The 19,367-nt window shown below is 70.8% G+C and carries 20 protein-coding genes; 12 read left to right on the top strand and 8 right to left on the bottom strand.

The window, feature by feature from the left end; all coding sequences use genetic code 11:
- Positions 1 to 29: 29 nt before the first annotated feature.
- The 5 genes from D7044_RS11485 to D7044_RS11465 all read right to left on the bottom strand — a co-directional run bounded on the left by D7044_RS11485 (position 30) and on the right by D7044_RS11465 (position 6,237).
- Positions 30 to 1,772, bottom strand: coding sequence for an ABC transporter substrate-binding protein (locus D7044_RS11485; RefSeq protein WP_120688837.1), 1,743 nt, complete (start codon positions 1,770 to 1,772; stop codon positions 30 to 32).
- A 181-nt stretch (positions 1,773 to 1,953) separates the two neighbouring features.
- Positions 1,954 to 2,940: an ABC transporter permease gene (locus D7044_RS11480; protein WP_120688836.1), complete on the bottom strand. Its 987-nt coding sequence runs from the start codon at positions 2,938 to 2,940 to the stop codon at positions 1,954 to 1,956.
- A 67-nt stretch (positions 2,941 to 3,007) separates the two neighbouring features.
- Positions 3,008 to 4,015, bottom strand: a complete 1,008-nt coding sequence (locus D7044_RS11475) for an ABC transporter permease (RefSeq protein ID WP_120688835.1) — start codon at positions 4,013 to 4,015, stop codon at positions 3,008 to 3,010.
- Complete coding sequence (locus tag D7044_RS11470; protein ID WP_120688834.1) at positions 4,012 to 5,067, bottom strand: ABC transporter ATP-binding protein; 1,056 nt, start codon at positions 5,065 to 5,067, stop codon at positions 4,012 to 4,014. The genes D7044_RS11475 and D7044_RS11470 overlap by 4 nt, the downstream gene beginning before the upstream one ends.
- Positions 5,068 to 5,181: 114 nt before the next feature.
- Entirely contained in the window at positions 5,182 to 6,237 is a 1,056-nt protein-coding gene (locus D7044_RS11465) for an ABC transporter ATP-binding protein (protein ID WP_233564961.1), read from the bottom strand.
- A 289-nt stretch (positions 6,238 to 6,526) separates the two neighbouring features.
- Here D7044_RS11465 and D7044_RS11460 point away from each other — a divergent pair, with 289 nt between their 5' ends.
- The 6 genes from D7044_RS11460 (at position 6,527) to D7044_RS11435 (ending at position 14,058) form a co-directional block, all read left to right on the top strand.
- On the top strand, positions 6,527 to 7,075 hold the full coding sequence (locus tag D7044_RS11460) for a Uma2 family endonuclease (protein ID WP_120688927.1): 549 nt from the start codon (positions 6,527 to 6,529) through the stop codon (positions 7,073 to 7,075).
- Positions 7,076 to 7,108: 33 nt separating this feature from the next.
- Complete coding sequence (locus tag D7044_RS11455; RefSeq protein ID WP_120688832.1) at positions 7,109 to 8,545, top strand: TldD/PmbA family protein; 1,437 nt, start codon at positions 7,109 to 7,111, stop codon at positions 8,543 to 8,545.
- Complete coding sequence (locus D7044_RS11450; RefSeq protein WP_233563200.1) at positions 8,542 to 9,945, top strand: TldD/PmbA family protein; 1,404 nt, start codon at positions 8,542 to 8,544, stop codon at positions 9,943 to 9,945. The genes D7044_RS11455 and D7044_RS11450 overlap by 4 nt, the downstream gene beginning before the upstream one ends.
- 314 nt (positions 9,946 to 10,259) lie before the next feature.
- Complete coding sequence (locus tag D7044_RS11445; RefSeq protein ID WP_120688831.1) at positions 10,260 to 11,066, top strand: hypothetical protein; 807 nt, start codon at positions 10,260 to 10,262, stop codon at positions 11,064 to 11,066.
- A gap of 11 nt (positions 11,067 to 11,077) precedes the next feature.
- Complete coding sequence (locus D7044_RS11440) at positions 11,078 to 12,994, top strand: fumarate reductase/succinate dehydrogenase flavoprotein subunit (protein ID WP_120688830.1); 1,917 nt, start codon at positions 11,078 to 11,080, stop codon at positions 12,992 to 12,994.
- Positions 12,994 to 14,058, top strand: a complete 1,065-nt coding sequence (locus D7044_RS11435; RefSeq protein WP_120679151.1) for a succinate dehydrogenase/fumarate reductase iron-sulfur subunit — start codon at positions 12,994 to 12,996, stop codon at positions 14,056 to 14,058. The genes D7044_RS11440 and D7044_RS11435 overlap by 1 nt, the downstream gene beginning before the upstream one ends.
- Before the next feature lie 190 nt (positions 14,059 to 14,248).
- Here D7044_RS11435 and D7044_RS11430 read toward each other — a convergent pair whose 3' ends face one another.
- Positions 14,249 to 14,689: a (deoxy)nucleoside triphosphate pyrophosphohydrolase gene (locus tag D7044_RS11430; protein WP_120679149.1), complete on the bottom strand. Its 441-nt coding sequence runs from the start codon at positions 14,687 to 14,689 to the stop codon at positions 14,249 to 14,251.
- Positions 14,690 to 14,872: 183 nt separating this feature from the next.
- Here D7044_RS11430 and D7044_RS11425 point away from each other — a divergent pair, with 183 nt between their 5' ends.
- Positions 14,873 to 15,178 (top strand): 4a-hydroxytetrahydrobiopterin dehydratase, encoded by a 306-nt coding sequence (locus D7044_RS11425; protein ID WP_120688829.1) that lies wholly within the window; start codon positions 14,873 to 14,875, stop codon positions 15,176 to 15,178.
- A 119-nt stretch (positions 15,179 to 15,297) separates the two neighbouring features.
- Here the strand turns inward: D7044_RS11425 and D7044_RS11420 are convergent, their stop codons facing one another.
- Both D7044_RS11420 and D7044_RS11415 read right to left on the bottom strand, forming a co-directional pair.
- On the bottom strand, positions 15,298 to 15,693 hold the full coding sequence (locus tag D7044_RS11420) for a VOC family protein (protein WP_120679145.1): 396 nt from the start codon (positions 15,691 to 15,693) through the stop codon (positions 15,298 to 15,300).
- On the bottom strand, positions 15,690 to 16,049 hold the full coding sequence (locus D7044_RS11415) for a DUF1801 domain-containing protein (RefSeq protein WP_120688926.1): 360 nt from the start codon (positions 16,047 to 16,049) through the stop codon (positions 15,690 to 15,692). The genes D7044_RS11420 and D7044_RS11415 overlap by 4 nt, the downstream gene beginning before the upstream one ends.
- Before the next feature lie 108 nt (positions 16,050 to 16,157).
- On the opposite strand from D7044_RS11415, the gene D7044_RS11410 reads away from it, so the two are divergent.
- From D7044_RS11410 to D7044_RS11390, 5 genes are all read left to right on the top strand, one after another.
- Positions 16,158 to 17,042, top strand: coding sequence for a LysR family transcriptional regulator (locus tag D7044_RS11410; RefSeq protein ID WP_120679141.1), 885 nt, complete (start codon positions 16,158 to 16,160; stop codon positions 17,040 to 17,042).
- A 46-nt stretch (positions 17,043 to 17,088) separates the two neighbouring features.
- On the top strand, positions 17,089 to 17,451 hold the full coding sequence (locus D7044_RS11405) for a PH domain-containing protein (protein ID WP_120679139.1): 363 nt from the start codon (positions 17,089 to 17,091) through the stop codon (positions 17,449 to 17,451).
- Positions 17,452 to 17,516: 65 nt separating this feature from the next.
- A complete protein-coding gene (locus D7044_RS11400; RefSeq protein ID WP_120688828.1) occupies positions 17,517 to 18,272 on the top strand; it encodes a class I SAM-dependent methyltransferase in 756 nt (251 codons plus the stop codon).
- A gap of 166 nt (positions 18,273 to 18,438) precedes the next feature.
- On the top strand, positions 18,439 to 18,819 hold the full coding sequence (locus tag D7044_RS11395) for a carboxymuconolactone decarboxylase family protein (protein WP_233564951.1): 381 nt from the start codon (positions 18,439 to 18,441) through the stop codon (positions 18,817 to 18,819).
- Positions 18,820 to 18,904: 85 nt separating this feature from the next.
- Complete coding sequence (locus D7044_RS11390; protein WP_120679133.1) at positions 18,905 to 19,363, top strand: GNAT family N-acetyltransferase; 459 nt, start codon at positions 18,905 to 18,907, stop codon at positions 19,361 to 19,363.
- Positions 19,364 to 19,367 lie beyond the last annotated feature (4 nt).

Below are 19,367 nucleotides of genomic sequence, written 5' to 3'. Positions count from 1 at the left end.
TCGACCGGGGGCCCGTTCGTGCGGCGGGACTACTGCTTGACGTACGCGTTCACGAAGGCGGGGTAGCCGAAGACGCTGGAGATGAAGACGCCGCCGGCCTTGGAGCCGTGCACGTTGTAGGCGACGTCGACGAAGAGCGGCACGACCGGCGCGTACTCCTTCATCATCCGCTCGTCGAGCTTGGCCCACTCCGGGCCCTGCTCGGCGGGGGAGAGCGCCAGGATCCGGTCCATCTCGGTGTTGACCGCCGGGTCGTTGAAGTACGACTGGTTGCTGTTGCCCTCGGGCTTGATGGTGCGCCCGTCGTAGAGCACCGGCAGGATCGACGCGCCGCTCGGCCAGTCGGCCGCCCAGTTACCGATGTACAGGTCCCAGGGGTTGTCCTTCTTCTTGATCTCGTCGAGCTTGGCGTCGTCCGGGATGTTCCGCAGCGTGATCTTGAAGCCGGCCCGCTCCAGGTTGGCCTTGAGCTGGGTGCCCTGCAGCTGCTCGGTCGCGCCGTCGGAGACGCCGAGGACCAGCTCCGGGGTCTGACCGGCGAGCAGCTCCTTGGCCTTGTCCACGTTCCCGTTGGCGCCGGCCGGGTACGCGTCGTACGCCTTGAAGCCGATGGTCGACGGCGGCATCAGCGTGGTGAGCGGCGCGGCGACGGTCGGCCCACCCATCGCCTTGATCAGACCTTCCCGGTCGATCGCGTAGTTGAGCGCCTGACGGATCTTCAGGTCCTTGACCCGCTGGTTGTTGATGACCAGCTGGTTGGCGCTCGGGGTCGGCGAGAGGATGGTGCGGGACTTCAGCGCGGCGTCGCCGGCCACCTTGGCGACCAGTGAGGCCGGCACGGTGTTGAAGGCGAGCGCGCTCTGGTCGGCGCCGTTGTCGGCGATCACCCGGTTGCTGGCGGCGTCCGGGGTCGGGCCGAAGCTCCAGACGAACTGGTCCGGGTACTGGTGCCGGACCGGGTCGGTCTTGGCGTCCCAGTTCGGGTTCCGGTCCAGGGTCAGCTTCACGCCGACCTGGTTGTCAGCGATCTTGTACGGCCCGGACGAGAAAGGCTTGTTGTCCAGGTTCACGCCGGTGTCCTTGGCGGGCGGCAGCGGCGCGGTGGTCGGCAACGAGACGGCGAACGGCAGGTCGCAGCGGGGCTTGGCGAACTCGAAGCGCAGCGTCTTGTCGTCCGGCGTGGTCAGCCCGGGCGGCAGCGAACCCTTGTTCTTCTTGAAGTCCCACTTGGTGTCGAACTGCGGGGTGTCGGCCAGCCACTCCTGGATGTAGGTCGGGCCGCCGGTGAGGTCCGGGTCGAAGGAGCGGGCGATGCCGTAGGCGATCTCCTTCGAGGTGATCGGGCTGCCGTCCTCGAACTTCACCCCGTCCTTGATCTTGAATTCCCAGACCTTGCAGTCCTTGTTGACGTCGTTGCCGGGCGTCTCGGCGAGGTCACCGACCAGGACCAGGCCGCCCTTGCCGTCGTCCTTCCAGGTGGTGAGGTAACGGGCGAAGAGCGGGCTCGCCATCAGACCGGCGAACGAGTACGTCCGCTGCGGGTCCAGGTGGGAGATGGGCGTCTCCCGGATGATGGTGAAGGTGCCGCCCTTGCTCGCTCCGGCCACCTCCGCGGCCGGGCCCTGCGAGTCCTTCGGGTCGGTCGCGATCACCCCGGTCTGCGTACGGTTGGTGTCCACGGTGGTGCCTTCGCCCGTGTTCTTCGAGCAGGCACCCAACGCCACAACCAGTGCGATCGCGCCGCCTGCGGCGGCCGCCACGCGTGGTCGCATCTCCTACCTCCTCCACCCATCTGACGTGCGGGTCCGCCGGAGGTGGAACCGCCGACGTCCCGAGGATCGTAAAGAAGAAAACCTACGGATTGTGTAACAGTTGTCGATAAATTTCACCATCGGCCGGCGGCTCGACCCTCGTCCGCCCCGCCCCGGCACCGCCCGGCGTCCCGGGCTCGGGTCAGTGCAGCCGTACCCGGGGGTCGATGGCCGCGTACAGGAGGTCGACCAGCACGTTCGCGAGCACCACGAAGACCGCCGCGATCAGCACGGTGGCCATGATCGTGGGCAGGTCGCCGGCCCGTACCGCGTCGACGGCCGTACGACCCAACCCCTGGATGCCGAAGGTCGTCTCGGTGATCACCGTGCCGCCGAGCGCGCCACCGACGTCCAGCCCGGCGATCGTCACCACCGGTGTGATCGCCGCGCGCAGCGCGTGCCGCCCGTACACCTTCGGCTTGGCCAGGCCCTTCGCCCGCGCGGTGCGGACGAAGTCCTCCGAGAGCGTCTCCAGCATCTGCGCGCGGGAGAGCCGGGCGTAGATCGCGGAGAAGAGGAAGGCCAGCGAGAACCAGGCCAGCACCAGCCCGCTCGCCCACTTCAGCGGATTGTCGAAGATCGACGTGTAGCTGGGCACCGGCAGGATCCGCAGGTTGTAGACGAAGACCAGCAGCAGCACCGCACCGACGAAGTAGAGCTGCAACGACGCCCCGGTGAGCGAGAAGCCGATGGCGAGCCGGTCCAACCAGGTGCCGCGGCGCAGCGCCGAGATCATGCCGAGCCCCACGCCGAGCAGCAGCCAGAGAACCGCCGCCGGGATCACGATGCTGAGCGTCACCGGCAGCACCCGCGCGATGGTGTCGGAGACCGCCTCGTTGGTGACGTACGACCAGCCCAGGCAGGGCGCGTCGCAGCGGCCGCCCTGGACGCTGCCCAGGTCCCGACCGGTGACGATGCCCTTCATGTAGCCGGCGTACTGCGTGACCAGCGGGTCGTTCAGGCCCAACTCGTCCCGGACCCGCTCCAGCCGCTCCGGGTTGCAGTTCTTCGGGCACATGCCGGTGACCGGGTCACGGGGCAGGGCGAAGAACATCAGGAAGGTCAGCACGCTCACCGCGAAGAGCGTCAGCGTGGCGGAGAAGAGCCGCTTGACCAGGAATCGCGTCATCAGAGCACCCCTTCGTTCGCAACCGCTCGACTCCGTGGCGTCGCACTCGGCACGCTCATCTCGACACCTACCGGGACGACTTCGGGTCGAGCGCGTCGCGCAGCGCGTCCCCGAAGAGGTTGAAGGCGAACACGAGCGCGAAGATCGCGATGCCCGGGAAGAAGACGTACGCGGGGTCGGTCTGCAGGTAGTCCAGGCTGCGGTAGATCATCCGGCCGAAGCTCGGCGTCTCGTCGCTCAGCCCCACCCCAATGAAGGAGAGCGCCGCCTCGCTGGTGATGAACTGCGGCACGGCCAGGGAGAACGAGACCAGGATCGGTGCCCAGATGTTCGGCAGCAGCTGCCGGAAGAGCATGTGTCCCAGGCCGGCGCCGCTGGCCCGGGCGGCCTCCACGAACTCCCGCTCGCGCAGTGCGATCACCTGGCCACGGACCAGCCGGGCGGTGCTCGTCCAGCCGAAGACGGCGAAGACGCCGATCAGCACCGCCACCCCGAAGGCCGGCGAGACGGCCTCCCGCTCGCCGTAGAAGCGCAGCACCAGCGTCGGGGTCAGGGCCAGCGCGATGACCAGGAACGGCATGGCCAGCGTCAGGTCGGTGATCCAGTTGATCACCGCGTCCAGCCACCCGCCGAGGTAGCCGGCGAGCGTACCGAGCACGACCCCGATCGTCGCGGTGATGACCGCCGCGGCGAACGCGATGAAGAGCGAGGTACGCAGGCCGTAGATCAGCCGGATGAAGATGTCCCGGCCCAGCCCCGGCTCCAGGCCGAACCAGTGCTCGCCGGAGACGCCACCGGCATAGCCCAGCGGCATGCCGAAGCCGTCGAGCAGGCTCTGGAACTGCTCCTTCGGACCGATGCCGTAGAGCAGCTCGACGAGCGGCGCGGCGAGCGCCAGCAGTAGGAAGAGGAGGAGCATCGCGCCGCTGACCATCGCCGTACGATCGCGCCGCAGCCGGATCCAGGCGAGCCGGCCGGGTGAGCGGCCGACGACGTCCCTGCTCTCCGGGGTCTCCGCGCCGCCGCCGGACTCGATCTCGGCGAGCGCCACACCCTCCACCGGGGACAGGCTCACTTCGACACCTCCTCGACGGCCGCGCCGGCCGTGCCGCCGCTCTCCCCCGCCACCGGGCCGGACTCCGGGAAGTGGCAGGCGGTGGCCTGCCCGCCGCCGTCCCGCGACACCAGCGCCGGCTCCTCGGTCGCGCAGATCTCCCGCGCCTTCCAGCACCGGGTGCGGAACCGGCAACCCGACGGCGGGTCGAGCGGGGTCGGCACGTCACCGGTGAGCCGGATCCGGCCCGCCGGGCCGAGCTTGGTGACGTCCGGGATCGCCGAGAGCAGCGCCCGGGTGTACGGATGCTGCGGCCGCTCGTAGATGTCGGCCCGGTCGCCGATCTCCACGATCTTGCCGAGGTACATCACGGCGACCCGCTGGCAGAAGTGGCGGACCACGGCCAGGTCGTGCGCGATGAAGACGAACGCCAACCCCAGGTCCCGCTGCAGCTCGCGAAGCAGGTTGACCACCTGCGCCTGGATCGACACGTCCAGGGCGGAGACCGGCTCGTCGGCGACGATGAGCTTCGGCCGCAGCGCCAACGCCCGGGCGATGCCGATCCGCTGCCGCTGCCCGCCGGAGAACTCGTGCGGGTACCGGTTGTAGTGCTCCGGGTTCAGCCCGACGACCTCCAGCAGCTCCTGCACGCGCGCCTTGACGCCACCCGCCGGCTCGACGCCGTTGACCTGCAACGGCATGGCGATGATCCGGCCCACCGTGTGCCGGGGATTCAGCGAGGCGTACGGGTCCTGGAAGATGATCTGCAGGTCCTGGCGCAGCGGGCGCAGCTCACGCCGGCCGGCGTGGGTGATGTCCCGGCCGTCGAACTCGATCGTGCCGGCGCTCGGCTCCAGCAGTCGCACCAGCATCCGACCGGTGGTGGTCTTGCCGCAGCCGGACTCACCGACCAGGCCGACCGTCTCACCGGGCCGCACGTCGAAGTCCAGCCCGTCGACCGCCCGCACCACGCCGCGGCTGCGCAGGCCGGTGCGTACCGGGAAGTGCTTGGCCAGCCCACGTACCCGTAGCAGCGGCTCGGCCTCCGCCGACGGCGTGCCCACCTCACTCATCGGAGCCTGCCTTCGTTCGCGACTGCGGTACTCCGCTGCGCTGCGTTCCTCGCGCTCACCGACACCCGCCTTCGTTCGCGACTGCGGTACTCCGCTGCGCTGCGTTCCTCGCGCTCACCGAGCGACCCCCACATGTGCGATCTCCTCGCGGTAGAGCCGCGTCCGCTCCTCGGCGGCCAGGTGGCAGGAGACCAGGTGGCCCTCCTCCCCGGCCGGGCGCAGCTCGGGCACCTCGCTGCGGGACCGGTCCCCGTTGCGGTCGGCGTACCGGCAGCGCGGGTGGAAGGAGCAGCCCGAGGGGAGGTTGATCAGGCTCGGCGGGTTGCCCCGGATCGGCACCAGCTCCGCGTCCGCGTCGCCGTGCAGGGAGGGCACGCTGGAGAGCAACCCCCAGGTGTACGGGTGCTGCGGCCGGCGGAGCACCTGCTCGACGCTGCCGCGTTCGACGGCCCGGCCCCCGTACATGACGAGTACGTCGTCGGCGACCTGGCTGACCACGCCGAGGTCGTGCGTGATCAGGATGATCGCGGAGTGGAACTCGGCCTGGAGGTCGGCGAGCAGGTCCAGGATCTGCGCCTGCACGGTGACGTCGAGGGCGGTGGTCGGCTCGTCGGCGATGAGCAGGTCCGGGTCGTTGACCAGCGCCATCGCGATCATCGCCCGCTGGCGCATGCCGCCGGAGAACTCGTGCGGGTACTGGTCGAAGCGGCGCGCCGGTTGCGGAATGCCGACCCGGCCGAGCATGTCGACCGCCCGCTGCCGGGCCTCCCGCTTGCCCGCGCGCGGGTGGTGCACCCGGTACGCCTCGGCGATCTGCCGCCCGACCGTGAAGTACGGGTGCAGCGCCGAAAGCGGATCCTGGAAGATCATCGCCATGTCGCGGCCACGCAGCCGGCGTACCTCCTCCTCCGGCAGGCCGACCAACTGCCGACCGCCGACGAAGATCTCGCCGCCGATGCTGGCGCGCTTGGCGTTGTGCAGGCCGAGGATGGCGAGTGAGGTGACGCTCTTGCCCGATCCGGACTCACCGACGATGCCGAGCGTGCGGCCACGCTCCACCGTGAACGAGACTCCATCCACCGCCCGGACCACACCGTCCTCGGTGTTGAAACGCACCCGCAGGTCGTTCACCCGCAGGTACGGCGCGTCGCCGGAGCGCTGCTCCGGCACGCTGGGACGATCGCCCGTCTGCCCGGACGGCACCGACTCCGACCTGCCCACGACCGCCTCCCCCAGTGACGAAGAGAACTTACAGGAAATCCCTGAGGGTGAAAATAAGCTACAAAGTCGCGGGCTGTCAGCGGCCGTCAGCGTAACGACTCGGCAACGTCCATGAACAGCCCTCACCAGCACATTCACGAAGTCCACTCGCCGGCTTCGCCACGTCACCGCACCTCTGGTGCGACGATGACAGCGGCAGTCAGGCAAGCATTCCCGCCGACACGAGGTGGAGGTGACCATGACCGTGGCGGTGTTCGACCACGAAGGCCCGTGGACCGAAGAGGAGTACCTCTCCCTCGGCGAGACGTCCCAGCGCGTCGAACTCTTCGACGGGAGCCTTCACGTGACCCCAGCACCAACCCCACGACACCAACGCATCTCCCGCAAGCTCGGAAACATCTTCGAAGCAGCGGCTGAAGCCGTGGGGCTCGAACTGCTCGAAGCGGTGAACGTCCGACTACGGCCGGGCCGCATCCCGATTCCCGACCTCGTGATCACTTCACCGGTGAACCTCGACGAGCCGTACGTCGAGGCGACGAGCGTCCGCCTGATCTGCGAGATCGTCTCTCCCGGTAACGCCTCGACCGACAAGGTGCTCAAGATGCACTACTACGCGGCCGCCGGCATCGACTGGTACCTGCTGGTGGATCAGGCGGCCGAGACACTCCGTCTCTATCGACGCCGCGGCCGCCACTACGTCGAACACTCGGCGGCCAAGCGCGCCGAGGCCCTGGAGCTGACCGAGCCGGTCCGGGCCACGATCCGGCCCGAAGAGCTGCTGCCCTGACGCAGGTCGGGCCGCTGGCCTAGGGTCGGTCGCATGAACGAGTTCGACGCGGCGACCGCCGCCGTACAGGCCGCTGTGGACGCCGGCGCCCGGTACGCCGACGCGCGCGTGATGCACCGGAGCTACGAGTCGATGGCGGCGCGCAACGGCGAGATCGAGGAGCTGACCCAGCACGAGAGCACGGGCCTGGGCGTACGCGCGCTGGTCGGGTCGAGCTGGGGCTTCTACGCCGTACCCGAGCTCTCCGACGCGGCCGCCCGCGACGCCGGTCGGCGCGCCGCGCGGATCGCCGCCGCGAGCGCGCGGGTGCCCGGCCCGCCCGTCGACCTGACGCCCGCCGAGGCGGTCACCGCGACCTGGGCCTCGGAGTGCCGCATCGACCCGCTCGGCGTGCCGCTCTCCGACAAGGGCGACCTACTGGTCCGGGCGACCACGACCATGCGGGAGCACGGCGCCGACCTGGCCGAGGGCCTCTACCAGATCTGGGACACGGCCAAGTGGTTCGTCTCCAGCGAGGGGCACCGGATCGACCAGCGCATCCGCGAGTGCGGCGGCGGGATCTCCGCCACCTCGATCGGCGACGGCGAGACGCAGCGCCGCTCCTACCCCAGCTACCGGGGCCAGTACGGCACCACCGGCTGGGAGCTCGTGGAGTCGCTGGACCTGGCCGCGCACGCCGCCCGGATCGCCGACGAGTCCCGGGCGCTGCTCACCGCGCCCGCGTGCCCGGCCGGCGAGACCGACCTGATCCTCGGTGGCGAACAGCTGGCGTTGCAGATCCACGAGTCGGTGGGGCACGCCATCGAGCTGGACCGGATCCTCGGCTGGGAGGCCGCCTTCGCCGGCACGTCCTGGCTGGACCTGGCTCAGCTCGGCTCGCTGCGCTACGGCTCCGAGCTGATGAACATCACCATCGACCCGACCATCCCGGGGGCGCTCGGCAGCTTCGGCTTCGACGACGAGGGCTCCCCCGCGGTGAAGCGGGACGCGGTCCGCGAGGGCCGTTGGGTGGGCGTGCTCGCCGGCCGGGACTCGGCCGCCGTCGCGGGCCTGGACTACGGCGGGAGCGTACGGTCCGACGGCTGGGCCCGGCTGCCGATGGTGCGGATGACGAACGTGGGTCTCGAACCCGGCCCGCACACCCTTGAGGAGATCATCTCGGAGACCGACGACGGGGTGCTGATGGATTTGAACCGCTCCTGGTCGATCGACGACAAACGGCTCAACTTCCAGTTCGGCTGCGAGATCGGCTGGGAGGTGAAGCGGGGCCGGCGCGGGCGGATGCTGCGCAACCCGACCTACACCGGCATCGGCCCGCTCTTCTGGCGGTCGATGGACATGCTCTCCTCGGAGACCACCGCCTGGGGGACGCCGAACTGCGGGAAGGGCCAGCCCGGCCAGACCGGGCACACCGGCCACCCGGCCGCGCCGGCCCGGTTCCGCAACGTCCGCGTGGGAGTGTCCGCGTGAGCGCGAGGAGTGAGTTGGAGCTCGCCGGTCAGGTGATCGACCTGGTCCGCCGCATCGGCGGCCCGGACGCGGAGGCCGAGGCGGTGGTCACCCGGGCGGATCTGGCGTTGACCCGGTTCGCCAACTCCTTCATCCACCAGAACGTCGCCGAGTCGGGCGTGGGCGTCCGGCTGCGGGTGCACGTCGACGGGCGTACCGCCGCGGCGAACGGCAGCTCGGTGAGCCCGGAGGGGCTGCGTACGCTGGTCGAGCGGACTCTCGCCGCAGCGCGGCTCGGTCCGCCCGATCCGGCCTGGCCGGGGCTCACCCCGGCCACGCCGACGCCGTCGTCCGGCCCGGCCGACGAGGCCACCGCGTACGCCGACCCGGACCAGCGGGCCGAGCGGGTCCGCGCCTTCGTCGACGCGGCCGGTGGACTGGAGACGGCCGGCTACTGCCGTACCACCCACCGGTCGTCGGGGTTCGCGAACAGCGCGGGACATTCGGCGTACGGGCACGCCGTCGAGGCGGCCATGGACGGCATCGCCCGAGCCGGCGGCGCGGACGGGGTCGCCCGACTCTGCGCGGACCGGCTGGCCGACCTCGACGGCGCCGTGCTGGGCGCGCGGGCGGCGACCAAGGCCCGGGCGGCGGTGGACCCGGTCGAGCTGACCCCGGGGCGGTACGAGGTGGTGTTCGAGCCGGCCGCGGTGGCGGACCTGCTCCAGAACCTCTCCTGGTACGGCTTCAACGGCAAGCGCCACGCCGAGCGGCAGTCGTTCGCCGAACCGGGCGTGGCGCAGTTCGATCCGGCCGTCACCGTGGTCGACGATCCGCTCAGCGCGGTCGACCTGCCGTTCGATGTGGAGGGGACGCCCCGCCGCCGGTTGACGCTCGTCGAGGCCGGCACCACCCGCGCGGTCGTACACGATCGGCGGACCGCCGCGGACGCGGGTACGCACTCCACGGGGCACGGCATCGCCGGTGGCGCGAGCTTCGGCCCGATCCCCCGTAACCTGCGGCTGCTCGGGCGCGACGGGACGGACGGTGACGCGGACGGCGCGGCCGGTCTGCCGACCGTCGGCGCGGTCGCCGACCGGGACACCGCGGCCCTGGTGGCGCAGGTCGAGCGGGGGTTGCTGGTCAGCGACCTGTGGTACACCCGGGTGCTCGACCCGAAGAGCCTGGTGGTGACCGGGTTGACCCGCAACGGGGTCTGGCTGGTCGAGGACGGACAGGTCACCTCGGCCGTACGCGACTTCCGGTTCACCGAGTCGTACCCGCGGGCTTTGGGGCCCGGTCGGGTGCTCGGCGTCGGCCGCGAGCCGGTCCGGCAACCGGACCGGCTGGACGGTGTCTGGTGGACGGCCCCACCGCTGCGGCTCGCCGCGTGGAACTTCACCGGCGGCGCCTCCGGCTGACCGGCGGACGCCTCCGGTCGGCGCTTCGGCGCTGCTCGGCCACCCCGGCGTCGGGACGGGACAGAGACCTTCTTAACATCGTCACATCGATCATCGTGCCGGGGGCTCTCGAGCCGGTCGGACACACGGGACGTCGCCTTGGACGGACGGCAAGCGAAGATCGGCGTAACGTGTGTCACTTAGCTGCGCCGGTGTGCCGGCGTGGTCGTTGGTGTGCGCATGACGTGGCAAGCGGGTGCGGTTTCGCCGGTCCGCGTGCCGACCGGAGGAAGTTCCGCCCGCGCGGGTGCGGGCCCGTCGAGGAGACGACTCGAATGACATCAACGGCAACGAGGCCGCGGGGAGCGCGGGCGCGCGCCGCCATCGCGGCGAAGACGTTGCGCACCGACCGCTGGTGGTTCGCCCCACTGATCACCGTCGTCGGACTCACCGCCTGGGTCGCGTACGCGACGGTCCGGGTCTACATGCACAAGTGGTACTGGGTCGAGGAGTTCCACTACCTGACCCCGTTCTACTCACCGTGCATCACGGACCGGTGCGTCGAGGGGTCGGCGCACTTCGGAACGATCCTCCCCGACTGGTGGATCATCCCGGAGGCCGCGTTCACCCTGCCCTTCCTGCTGCTGTTCCGGCTGACCTGCTACTACTACCGCAAGGCGTACTACCGGTCGTTCTGGCTCTCGCCGCCGGCCTGCGCGGTACCGGACGGGCACCAGACCTACAGCGGTGAGACCCGCTTCCCGCTGCTCGGGCAGAACCTGCACCGCTACTTCTTCTACGCCGCCGTGATCATCTCGCTGATCAACAGCTGGGACGCGGTCCTCGCCTTCCACTCGCCGCAGGGCTTCGGCTTCGGGCTGGGCAACCTGATCCTGATCGCCAACGTGGTGATGCTCTGGGCGTACACCATCTCCTGCCACTCCTGCCGGCACATCATCGGCGGACGGCTCAAGCACTTCTCCAAGCACCCGCTGCGCTACCGGGCCTGGACCGGCGTGTCCTGGCTCAACGTCCGGCACATGCAGCTCGCCTGGATCACGCTCGGCACCCTGGCGCTGACCGACTTCTACGTCATGGCGGTCGCGGCCGACTGGATCCCCGACCTGCGGTTCATCAACTAGAGGGCCTGGACATGACGACTACCACTCGCATCGAACGACACCACTACGACGTCGTCGTGATCGGTGCCGGCGGCGCCGGCCTGCGCGCGGCGATCGAGGCCCGGCTGGCCGGCAAGAAGACGGCGATCATCTCGAAGTCGCTCTTCGGCAAGGCGCACACCGTGATGGCCGAGGGCGGCGCCGCGGCCGCGATGGGGAACGTGAACCCGCGCGACAACTGGCAGGTGCACTACCGCGACACCATGCGCGGCGGGAAGTTCCTGAACAACTTCCGGATGGCCGAGCTGCACGCGAAGGAGTCGCCGCAGCGGATCTGGGAGCTGGAGACCTACGGTGCGCTCTTCGACCGCACCAAGAACGGCAAGATCTCCCAGCGCAACTTCGGCGGCCACGAGTACCCGCGACTGGCGCACGTCGGCGACCGTACCGGCCTGGAGCTGATCCGCACCCTCCAGCAGAAGATCGTCTCGCTTCAGCAGGAGGACAAGCGCGAGTTCGGCTCGTACGACGCCCGGATCCGGGTCTTCTCCGAGACCACCGTCACCGAGCTGCTGCTCGACGGTGACCGGGTGGCCGGGGCGTTCGGCTACTACCGGGAGTCCGGCGAGTTCATCCTCTTCGAGGCGCCCGCCGTGGTGCTGGCGACCGGCGGGGTCGGCCGCTCCTACAAGGTCACCTCGAACTCGTGGGAGTACACCGGGGACGGTCACGCGCTCGCGCTGCGCGCCGGGGCGAACCTGATCAACATGGAGTTCCTCCAGTTCCACCCGACCGGAATGGTCTGGCCACCGTCGGTGAAGGGCATCCTCGTCACCGAGTCGGTGCGCGGCGACGGCGGCGTGCTGCGAAACTCCGAGGGCAAGCGGTTCATGTTCGACTACGTGCCCGACGTCTTCCGCAAGCAGTACGCGGAGACCGAGGAGGAGGCGGACCGCTGGTACACCGACCCGGACAACAACCGGCGCCCGCCGGAGCTGCTCCCGCGTGACGAGGTGGCCCGGGCCATCAACAGCGAGGTCAAGGCCGGCCGGGGCACGCCTGCCGGCGGCGTCTACCTCGACATCGCCAGCCGCAAGTCGGCCGACGAGATCCGCCGACGGCTGCCGTCGATGTACCACCAGTTCAAGGAGCTGGCCGACGTCGACATCACCAAGGAGCCGATGGAGGTCGGCCCGACCTGCCACTACGTGATGGGCGGCGTCGAGGTCGAGCCGGACAGCGGGGCGGCGGTGGGCCACGTACGCGGCCTCTTCGCCGCCGGTGAGGTCTCCGGCGGCATGCACGGCTCCAACCGGCTCGGCGGGAACTCCCTCTCCGACCTGCTCGTCTTCGGCAAGCGGGCGGGCGGCCACGCCGCCTCGTACGCGGACAGCCTGCCCGAGCGGCCGAAGGTGGCGCTGCCGGCGGTCGAGGCCGCGGTGGAGACGGCGCTGGCGCCGTTGCAGCGCGACACGGGAGAGAGCCCGTACACCCTCCAGCAGGATCTCCAGGCGGTCATGGGGGATCTGGTCGGCATCATCCGGCGCGAGGGTGAGCTGGCAGACGCGTTGGTCCGCCTCGCCGAGCTGCGGGAGCGGGTGGCGAAGGTGAGCGCGGCCGGTGGGCGGCGCTACAACCCGGGCTGGCATCTCGCGCTGGACCTGCGCAACATGCTGGTGGTCTCGGAGTGCACCGCCAAGGCGGCGCTGGAGCGGCGGGAGTCGCGCGGCGGGCACACCCGGGAGGACCACCCGGCCATGGACCCGCAGTGGCGCCGGGTGAATCTGGTCTGCTCGCTGGAGGGCGACTCGGTGAACCTGGCCCGCAAGCCGCTGCCGAAGATGCGCCCCGAGCTGATCAGGCTGTTCGACCGCGCCGAGCTGGCCAAGTACCTGACGGACGAGGAACTCACGGAGTTCGACGCCCTCGCTGAGGAGGCGGGCAACTGATGGGAACCAAGCGCCAATTCCGCATCTGGCGGGGCGACGAGGACGGCGGCGACCTGCAGGACTACATGGTCGAGGTGAACGAGGGCGAGGTCGTCCTCGACGTGATCCATCGCCTCCAGGCCACCGACGCACCGGACCTGGCCTGCCGGTGGAACTGCAAGGCGGGCAAGTGCGGCTCCTGCTCGATGGAGATCAACGGCAAGCCTCGTCTGGGCTGCATGACGCGGATGTCCACCTTCGAGGAGAACGAGACCGTCACCGTCGCCCCGCTGCGCACGTTCCCGGTCATCCGGGACCTGGTCACCGACGTGTCGTTCAACTACGAGAAGGCCCGGGAGACCCCGGCCTTCGCACCCCCGGCCGACGTGCCGCCCGGCGACTACCGGATGCAGCAGGTCGACGTGGAGCGCTCGCAGGAGTTCCGCAAGTGCATCGAGTGCTTCCTCTGCCAGAACGTCTGCCACGTGATCCGCGACCACGAGGAGAACAAGCCGGCCTTCTCCGGGCCGCGGTTCTTCATCCGCGCCGCCGAGCTGGACATGCACCCGCTCGACACCCGAACCGACCGTAAGGAGTACGCGCAGGCGGAGATGGGCCTGGGCTACTGCAACATCACCAAGTGCTGCACCGAGGTCTGCCCCGAGCACATCAAGATCACCGACAACGGGATCATCCCCATGAAGGAACGGGCCGTCGACCGCAGGTACGATCCCCTTGTGTGGCTTGGTAGCAAGATCTTCCGTCGGGGTGAGACGCCCCAGACCAGCGTGACCAGCGCCCGCGCGGCCGGCCCGGCGACGCCCGGCCCGGTCGGGGGCTCATTGCACTCGCACGCCGGCGGCTCGCACGACCCGCAGGCCGAGGCCCAGGCGCAGAGCGGGGTGAACTGGCACCGCGAGGTTCCCCACCCGACCGCGCCGGCGGTGGACGAGCGGGGCAAGTTGCCGCTCACGGAGCTCACCTTCGACCGGGCGGCCGCGCCGTCGCCGTTCGGCGACGACGTGACGTTCCCGCTCCCTCCGGAGCACCTGAACTTCGCCCACCCGGAGCAGGACAAGCACTGAGCACGTCGACGACGATGACGGGGGCCGCGGCACTTGCCGCCGGCCCCCGTCCTTATCGTGCCCGGATGCCCGGTTCCCCGACCTGGAGCACCGGAACGGCGTCGTCCCCTCGCCGAGCGCGCGACCTGAACCTCGGCGGCCCGTGGTGGCCGCTCGCGGAGCGCCTCGCCGGTATCCGGCTGGCGGCCGGTCAGTCCGCGGCCAGCAGGGGACGGAGCGCGGCCACGATGGGGGCATCGGCGGGCAGCCACGTCACGGAGTCCAGCTCCCCGGCGGAGAGCCAGCGCAGCGCCGAGTGCTCCAGCGGCTGGGGCTGGGCGTCGCCGAGCAGCTGGGCCGCGTACACCTTGAGCACGGAGCGGCCGTGGGCCATCCGCACGTCGCGGCCGACCCGCTCGCCGATCTCCACGTCCACGGCCAGCTCCTCGACGCACTCCCGGACCAGCGCCTCGGGCTCGGACTCCCCCGGCTCGACCTTGCCGCCCGGGAACTCCCACATGCCGGCCACCTCCGGCGGCGCGGAGCGGGCGCACGCGAGCACCCGTCCGTCCCGGATTATCGCCGCGCCGACGACCACCTTGAGGTCCCGCCGTGCGGCCTGCCCGCCACCACTCGCCCGTTCGGTCTGCACGGCCGTCCAGCGTGCCAGATCAATCGGCGGTTTGGATACCGGATCCGGCCGCTAGGTCAGCAAGACCCGGAAGTGTGGGCGTGGACACACGAAGCGCGGGGCGAAAGACTGGAAGCCACCGACAAGACACGGGACGGCGACGATTTGGCCACAAGCCGGCAACGGCGCCTGGGAGGTGCGGTGATGCGCGCGCTGTTCAACGGCCGAGCGAAGCAGGACTACCTCTCCGATGCGCTCACACTGCTCCCCGGATGGACCCGCGACGGTGAGCAGATCCGACGCACCCTCGTGATCGACGACAGCCAGCACGCCGCGCTGACGGAGCGGGTGAAGGTGGTCGCGGACGCGCTGCACCTGCGTCCGGAGATCAGCCGCCGAGTGGACCACACCCTGATCCGGGTCGGGCACGACAACACTCCGCTCAGCGAGGGCGAGGTGCTGCTCGCCGCCCGGATCGAGGACGCGTACCGGGCGGTCACCGAAGCCTGACCGGCGGGCCGTCGCGCGAACGAGGAGCGGCCGAACCGAGAGATCGGGCGGCAGCTCGGAACGGCGCCCCGCCGGAGCCGTGCATCCGGCCGCCGGCGGGGCTTCGTCAGGGAAGGCGGTCAGCCGTGCCGGTCCGCCGGATACCAGCGCAGTTCGACGGAGTTGCCGTCCGGGTCGCGAACGTAGATCGAAGTCGCGGAGCCCCGCGCCCCGAACCTCCCGACCGGCCCCTCCAACACCGTGAACGCCCCGGAGTCGATCACAGCGGCCCAGTCCAGTGGGGCGACCACCAGGCAGAAGTGGTCGACGTTCGACTCCCCCCGGTCGCCCCTGACCAGGTCGATGATGGTGTCCGAGCTGACCCGTACCGAGGGGAACGGGACCCGCCCCGCACGCCACTCGTCGACCCGAACCGGTGCGAGGCCGAGCCGGCCGCAGTAGAACTCCAGCGAACGCTCGACGTCGGCCACGTTGAGCACGAGGTGGTCGAACCCGGTGACCCGCACGCCGCTCACCGCTCCAGCTCCCGCGCCCGGCCCAGCCAGCCGGTGAAGAGGGTCGGGTCGACGTCGGCGACCGTGCGCAGCCTGACCGAGGCCATCCGGCGAGCCCCCGGGGCCAATCGCCCGGACGGGTCGTCGACCTCCTGCCCGCGCCACAACCCGAAGGTGACGTACGTGCCGTACGCCTTGACCAGGCCGACCGGTCGCTGACCCGGCTTGTCGCCGAGGCCCCAGACCGGATGGCCGTGCCACATCCCAGCGGTGGCGTCGGGCAGGGCCGCGTCGATGACGGCACGGAGCTTCTCACCGACCTCCCGCAGGGGCGGTCGCAGATCGGTCAGGTACTGGTCGATGGTGGTGCTGCTCATGGCGTGCCTCTCGCTCGGGAACGACTCCAGCCTCCGCCGATCGTCGGCGGCCACCAAGACGCGTTCGGGCTACGATCGTTGCCCCTGACGCAACGATGGGACGGCGCGATGCTGGAGCGGTACGAGGTCGAGACGTTCCTGACCCTCGCCGACGAGCTGCACTTCGGGCGTACCGCCGAACGGCTGCGGCTGACGACCGGCCGGGTCAGCCATGTGATCAAGCGTCTGGAGCGTCGGGTCGGCGCTCCGCTCTTCGCGCGGACCAGCCGCGTCGTCCGGCTCACCCCGATCGGGCGGCAGCTCGCCGACGACCTCCGGCCGCTGGTCGCCGGGATCGAGGACGCGCTCGCCCGGGCCGTCGACGCCGGGCGCGGGGTCACCGGAACGCTGCGGGTCGCGTTCCTCGGCGAGTGGACGGCCCCGGTGCTGCTCAAGGCCGTCGCCGTCTTCAGCGAGCGGCATCCCGACTGTGCGGTCGAGGTACGCGAGGTGCAGCTCTTCAACTCCCGGCCCAGCCTGCTCGACGGGTCGGTCGACGTGCTCGTCGCCGCGTACCCTTTCGACGGGATGGCGACCGGCCCGGTGCTGCTCACCGAGGACCGGGTACTGGCCGTACCGGCCGGGCATCCGCTGGCCACCAGGGAGTCGGTCTCGCTCGAGGTGCTGGCCGACCACCCGGTCGTGCAGTACCCCGCGGCGACCTCCGACGGGTTCAAGCGGGACCGGACCCCGGATCACACCCCGTCGGGCCGTCCGGTGCCGAAGGGGCCGGCGGGCAACACGTTCTCGGAGATGTTGTCGCTGGTGGCGCTCGGGCGGGGTGTGCTGCCGGTCGGCGAGCACACCCGCCGGTACTACCCCCGCCCCGACGTCGCCTACGTGCCGATCCATGACGCCCCGCCGATCCGGCGCGGCCCGGTCTGGGTGGAGTCGAACACCACGGCGCGGGTCCGTGAGTTCGTCCGGGCCGCGGCCGACTCGGTCGAGCGCTGACCCGCGCCGTCCCGACGGCTGGCACCCGCTGCCTACCGTGACCCGCATGGCGAACGCGACGTACGACCGCAAGGAGCAGTTGCAGCAGATCCAGAGCGGGCTCCTCGACGGGGAGCAGATAATCGCCGTCTACGACGCCGTCGGCACCGGCACCGGCTTCATCGGCCTCACCGATCGGCGCGTGATCATCCAGGACCGCTCGTTCATCGGCAAGCGGTACGCGATCACCAGCATTCCGTACTCGAAGATCACCAGCGTGAGCGTGGTCAGCAACAAGTCGTGGGGCGGCTCGTTCTTCTCCACGGGTGCGATCGCGATCCACGTCGGTACACACACCTACGAGGTGGAGTTCCGTGGTGCGCAGAAGAGCCACCACGTGCACAACGTGATCCTGCACTACATCTCCTGACCGCGACGGTGCGGCGTGCGGAGACGAGCGAGAGGCGGCGGCGTGGCGGGCCGGAGGTCGGACCGGTGAGGCACCGGGAGTTCGAGGACCCGCGGCTGGTGCAGGTGTACGACGCCGAATGCACGTGGGGCCCCGACGACGACTTCTTCCTCGCCTCGGTCGGCGAGACGCCCGGGGCGCGGGTGCTCGACCTCGGCTGCGGCACCGGGCGGCTGACCGTCGCGTTGGCGGCGGCCGGTCACCGGGTCACCGGCGTCGACCCGGCGCACGCCTCCCTCGCGGCCGCCCGCCGTAAGCCCGGTGCCGACCGGGTCACCTGGGTCGAGGGCACCTCGGCCGCGCTCCCGACCGGGACGTACGACGTGGCCGTGATGACCAGCCATGTGGCTCAGTTCTTCGCGACCCGCGCCCAGTGGGCGGCCACCCTCGGTGACCTGCGCCGGGCGTTGGTGCCCGGCGGCCGGCTGCTCTTCGACTCCCGTGACCCGGCCGACCGGCGTTGGGAGCGGTGGAACCCGGTCGACTCGCGACGCCGGGTCACCCTGCCGGACGGCCGGGAGGTGCGGGCCTGGACCGAGATGACGGCGATCTCGGAGGGCACCGTCGGCATCGTGCACCACTACGTGTTTCCCGGCCGGGAGGAGCTGTCCAGCGCCGCCACGCTGCGGTTCCGCAGCGAACGGGAACTGCGCGACTCGCTGCTGACGGCCGGATTCTCCGTCGAGCACGTCTTCGGTGGCTGGCGGCGCGAGCCGGTCGGGGCGGGCGACGGGGAGCTCGTCGTCGTCGCCCGCGCGAGCGGCTCAGCGACGCCGCTCTGACCCCGTGCGGGCGATCAGCGGCCACGAAGACGGCAGCTCGCACGGGCATAGCCGGCGGCGGAGCGGGAAGAGGAGACGACCGCCCCGCCGGTCGGGTACGGGCGGCAGCGAGAGCGCGTCCGGTCACACGGCGACCGGACGGCACGTACGGGTTTCGGGAGAGGCGATGATGGCCGACCAATCGGAGAGCTACCAGCAGGCGCTCGACACCGCCGAACGGCTTCTGGGGGCGCCGCTCACGCTCCCGCTCGCCCCCGGTGAGCCGGAGGTCGGTCAAGACTTCCGTCGCCTCGCCACGATGCAGACCTTCGGCGAGTCGTGGCCGCGCCCTGGGTTGGACACCCGGAGCCGGGCGCTGGTCTCCGTCGCCATCGCCGCCACGCTCGGCACGCACGAGCCGCTGCGCGGGCAGCTGCGGATCGCCCTGCACTCCGGCGTAAGCAAGGAGGAGATCGTCGAACTCTTCATCCACCTCGCCGCGTACGCCGGGGCGGCCCGCGCCTTCGACTGCTACCAGGTCGCGCTCGCGGTCTTCGGCGAGAACTGACGCTTCCGCCGCAGCCCTTAAGATCCACTGTCGGGGCGGCCGCCGCCGCACCGGGCTGGTCCGCGCGAGCGCACAGGGGTGGCAGATGCAGGTGACCGTACGGGCCGCGACGGTGGCGGACGCGGAGACGTTGGGCGGGCTCCGGTGGCGCCGCGTCACCGAGGAGAGCGGCTACACCGGCACCGACCGCGACGCGTTCCTGCGGTCGTTCGCCGCCTGGGCCGCCGACCACCTGTCGAGCCATCTCCCCTTCCTCGCCGAGGTCGACGGCTCGGTGGTCGGAATGGCGTGGCTGATGGTCGCCGACCGGGTGCCCACGCCCGCCGACCGGGCCCGGCGCAGCGGCGACGTCCAGTCGGTGTACGTGGTGCCCGAGCTGCGCGACAGCGGGATCGGCGGCGAGCTGCTCGGTGCCGTGCTCGAAGAGGCCGGCAAGCTGGACCTGGAGCACGTGACGGTCCACTCCAGCGAGCGCGCGGTGCGCTTCTACCAGCGGGTCGGCTTCCAGCACGACGAGCAGTGGCTCCGCTGGCAGCCGGCCTGACGGC

This window comes from Micromonospora musae (assembly GCF_003626635.1).
Classification (GTDB): domain Bacteria; phylum Actinomycetota; class Actinomycetes; order Mycobacteriales; family Micromonosporaceae; genus Micromonospora; species Micromonospora musae.
Note: the sequence above shows the minus strand (reverse complement) of the source record. Positions and strands in the feature narration are given on the sequence as shown.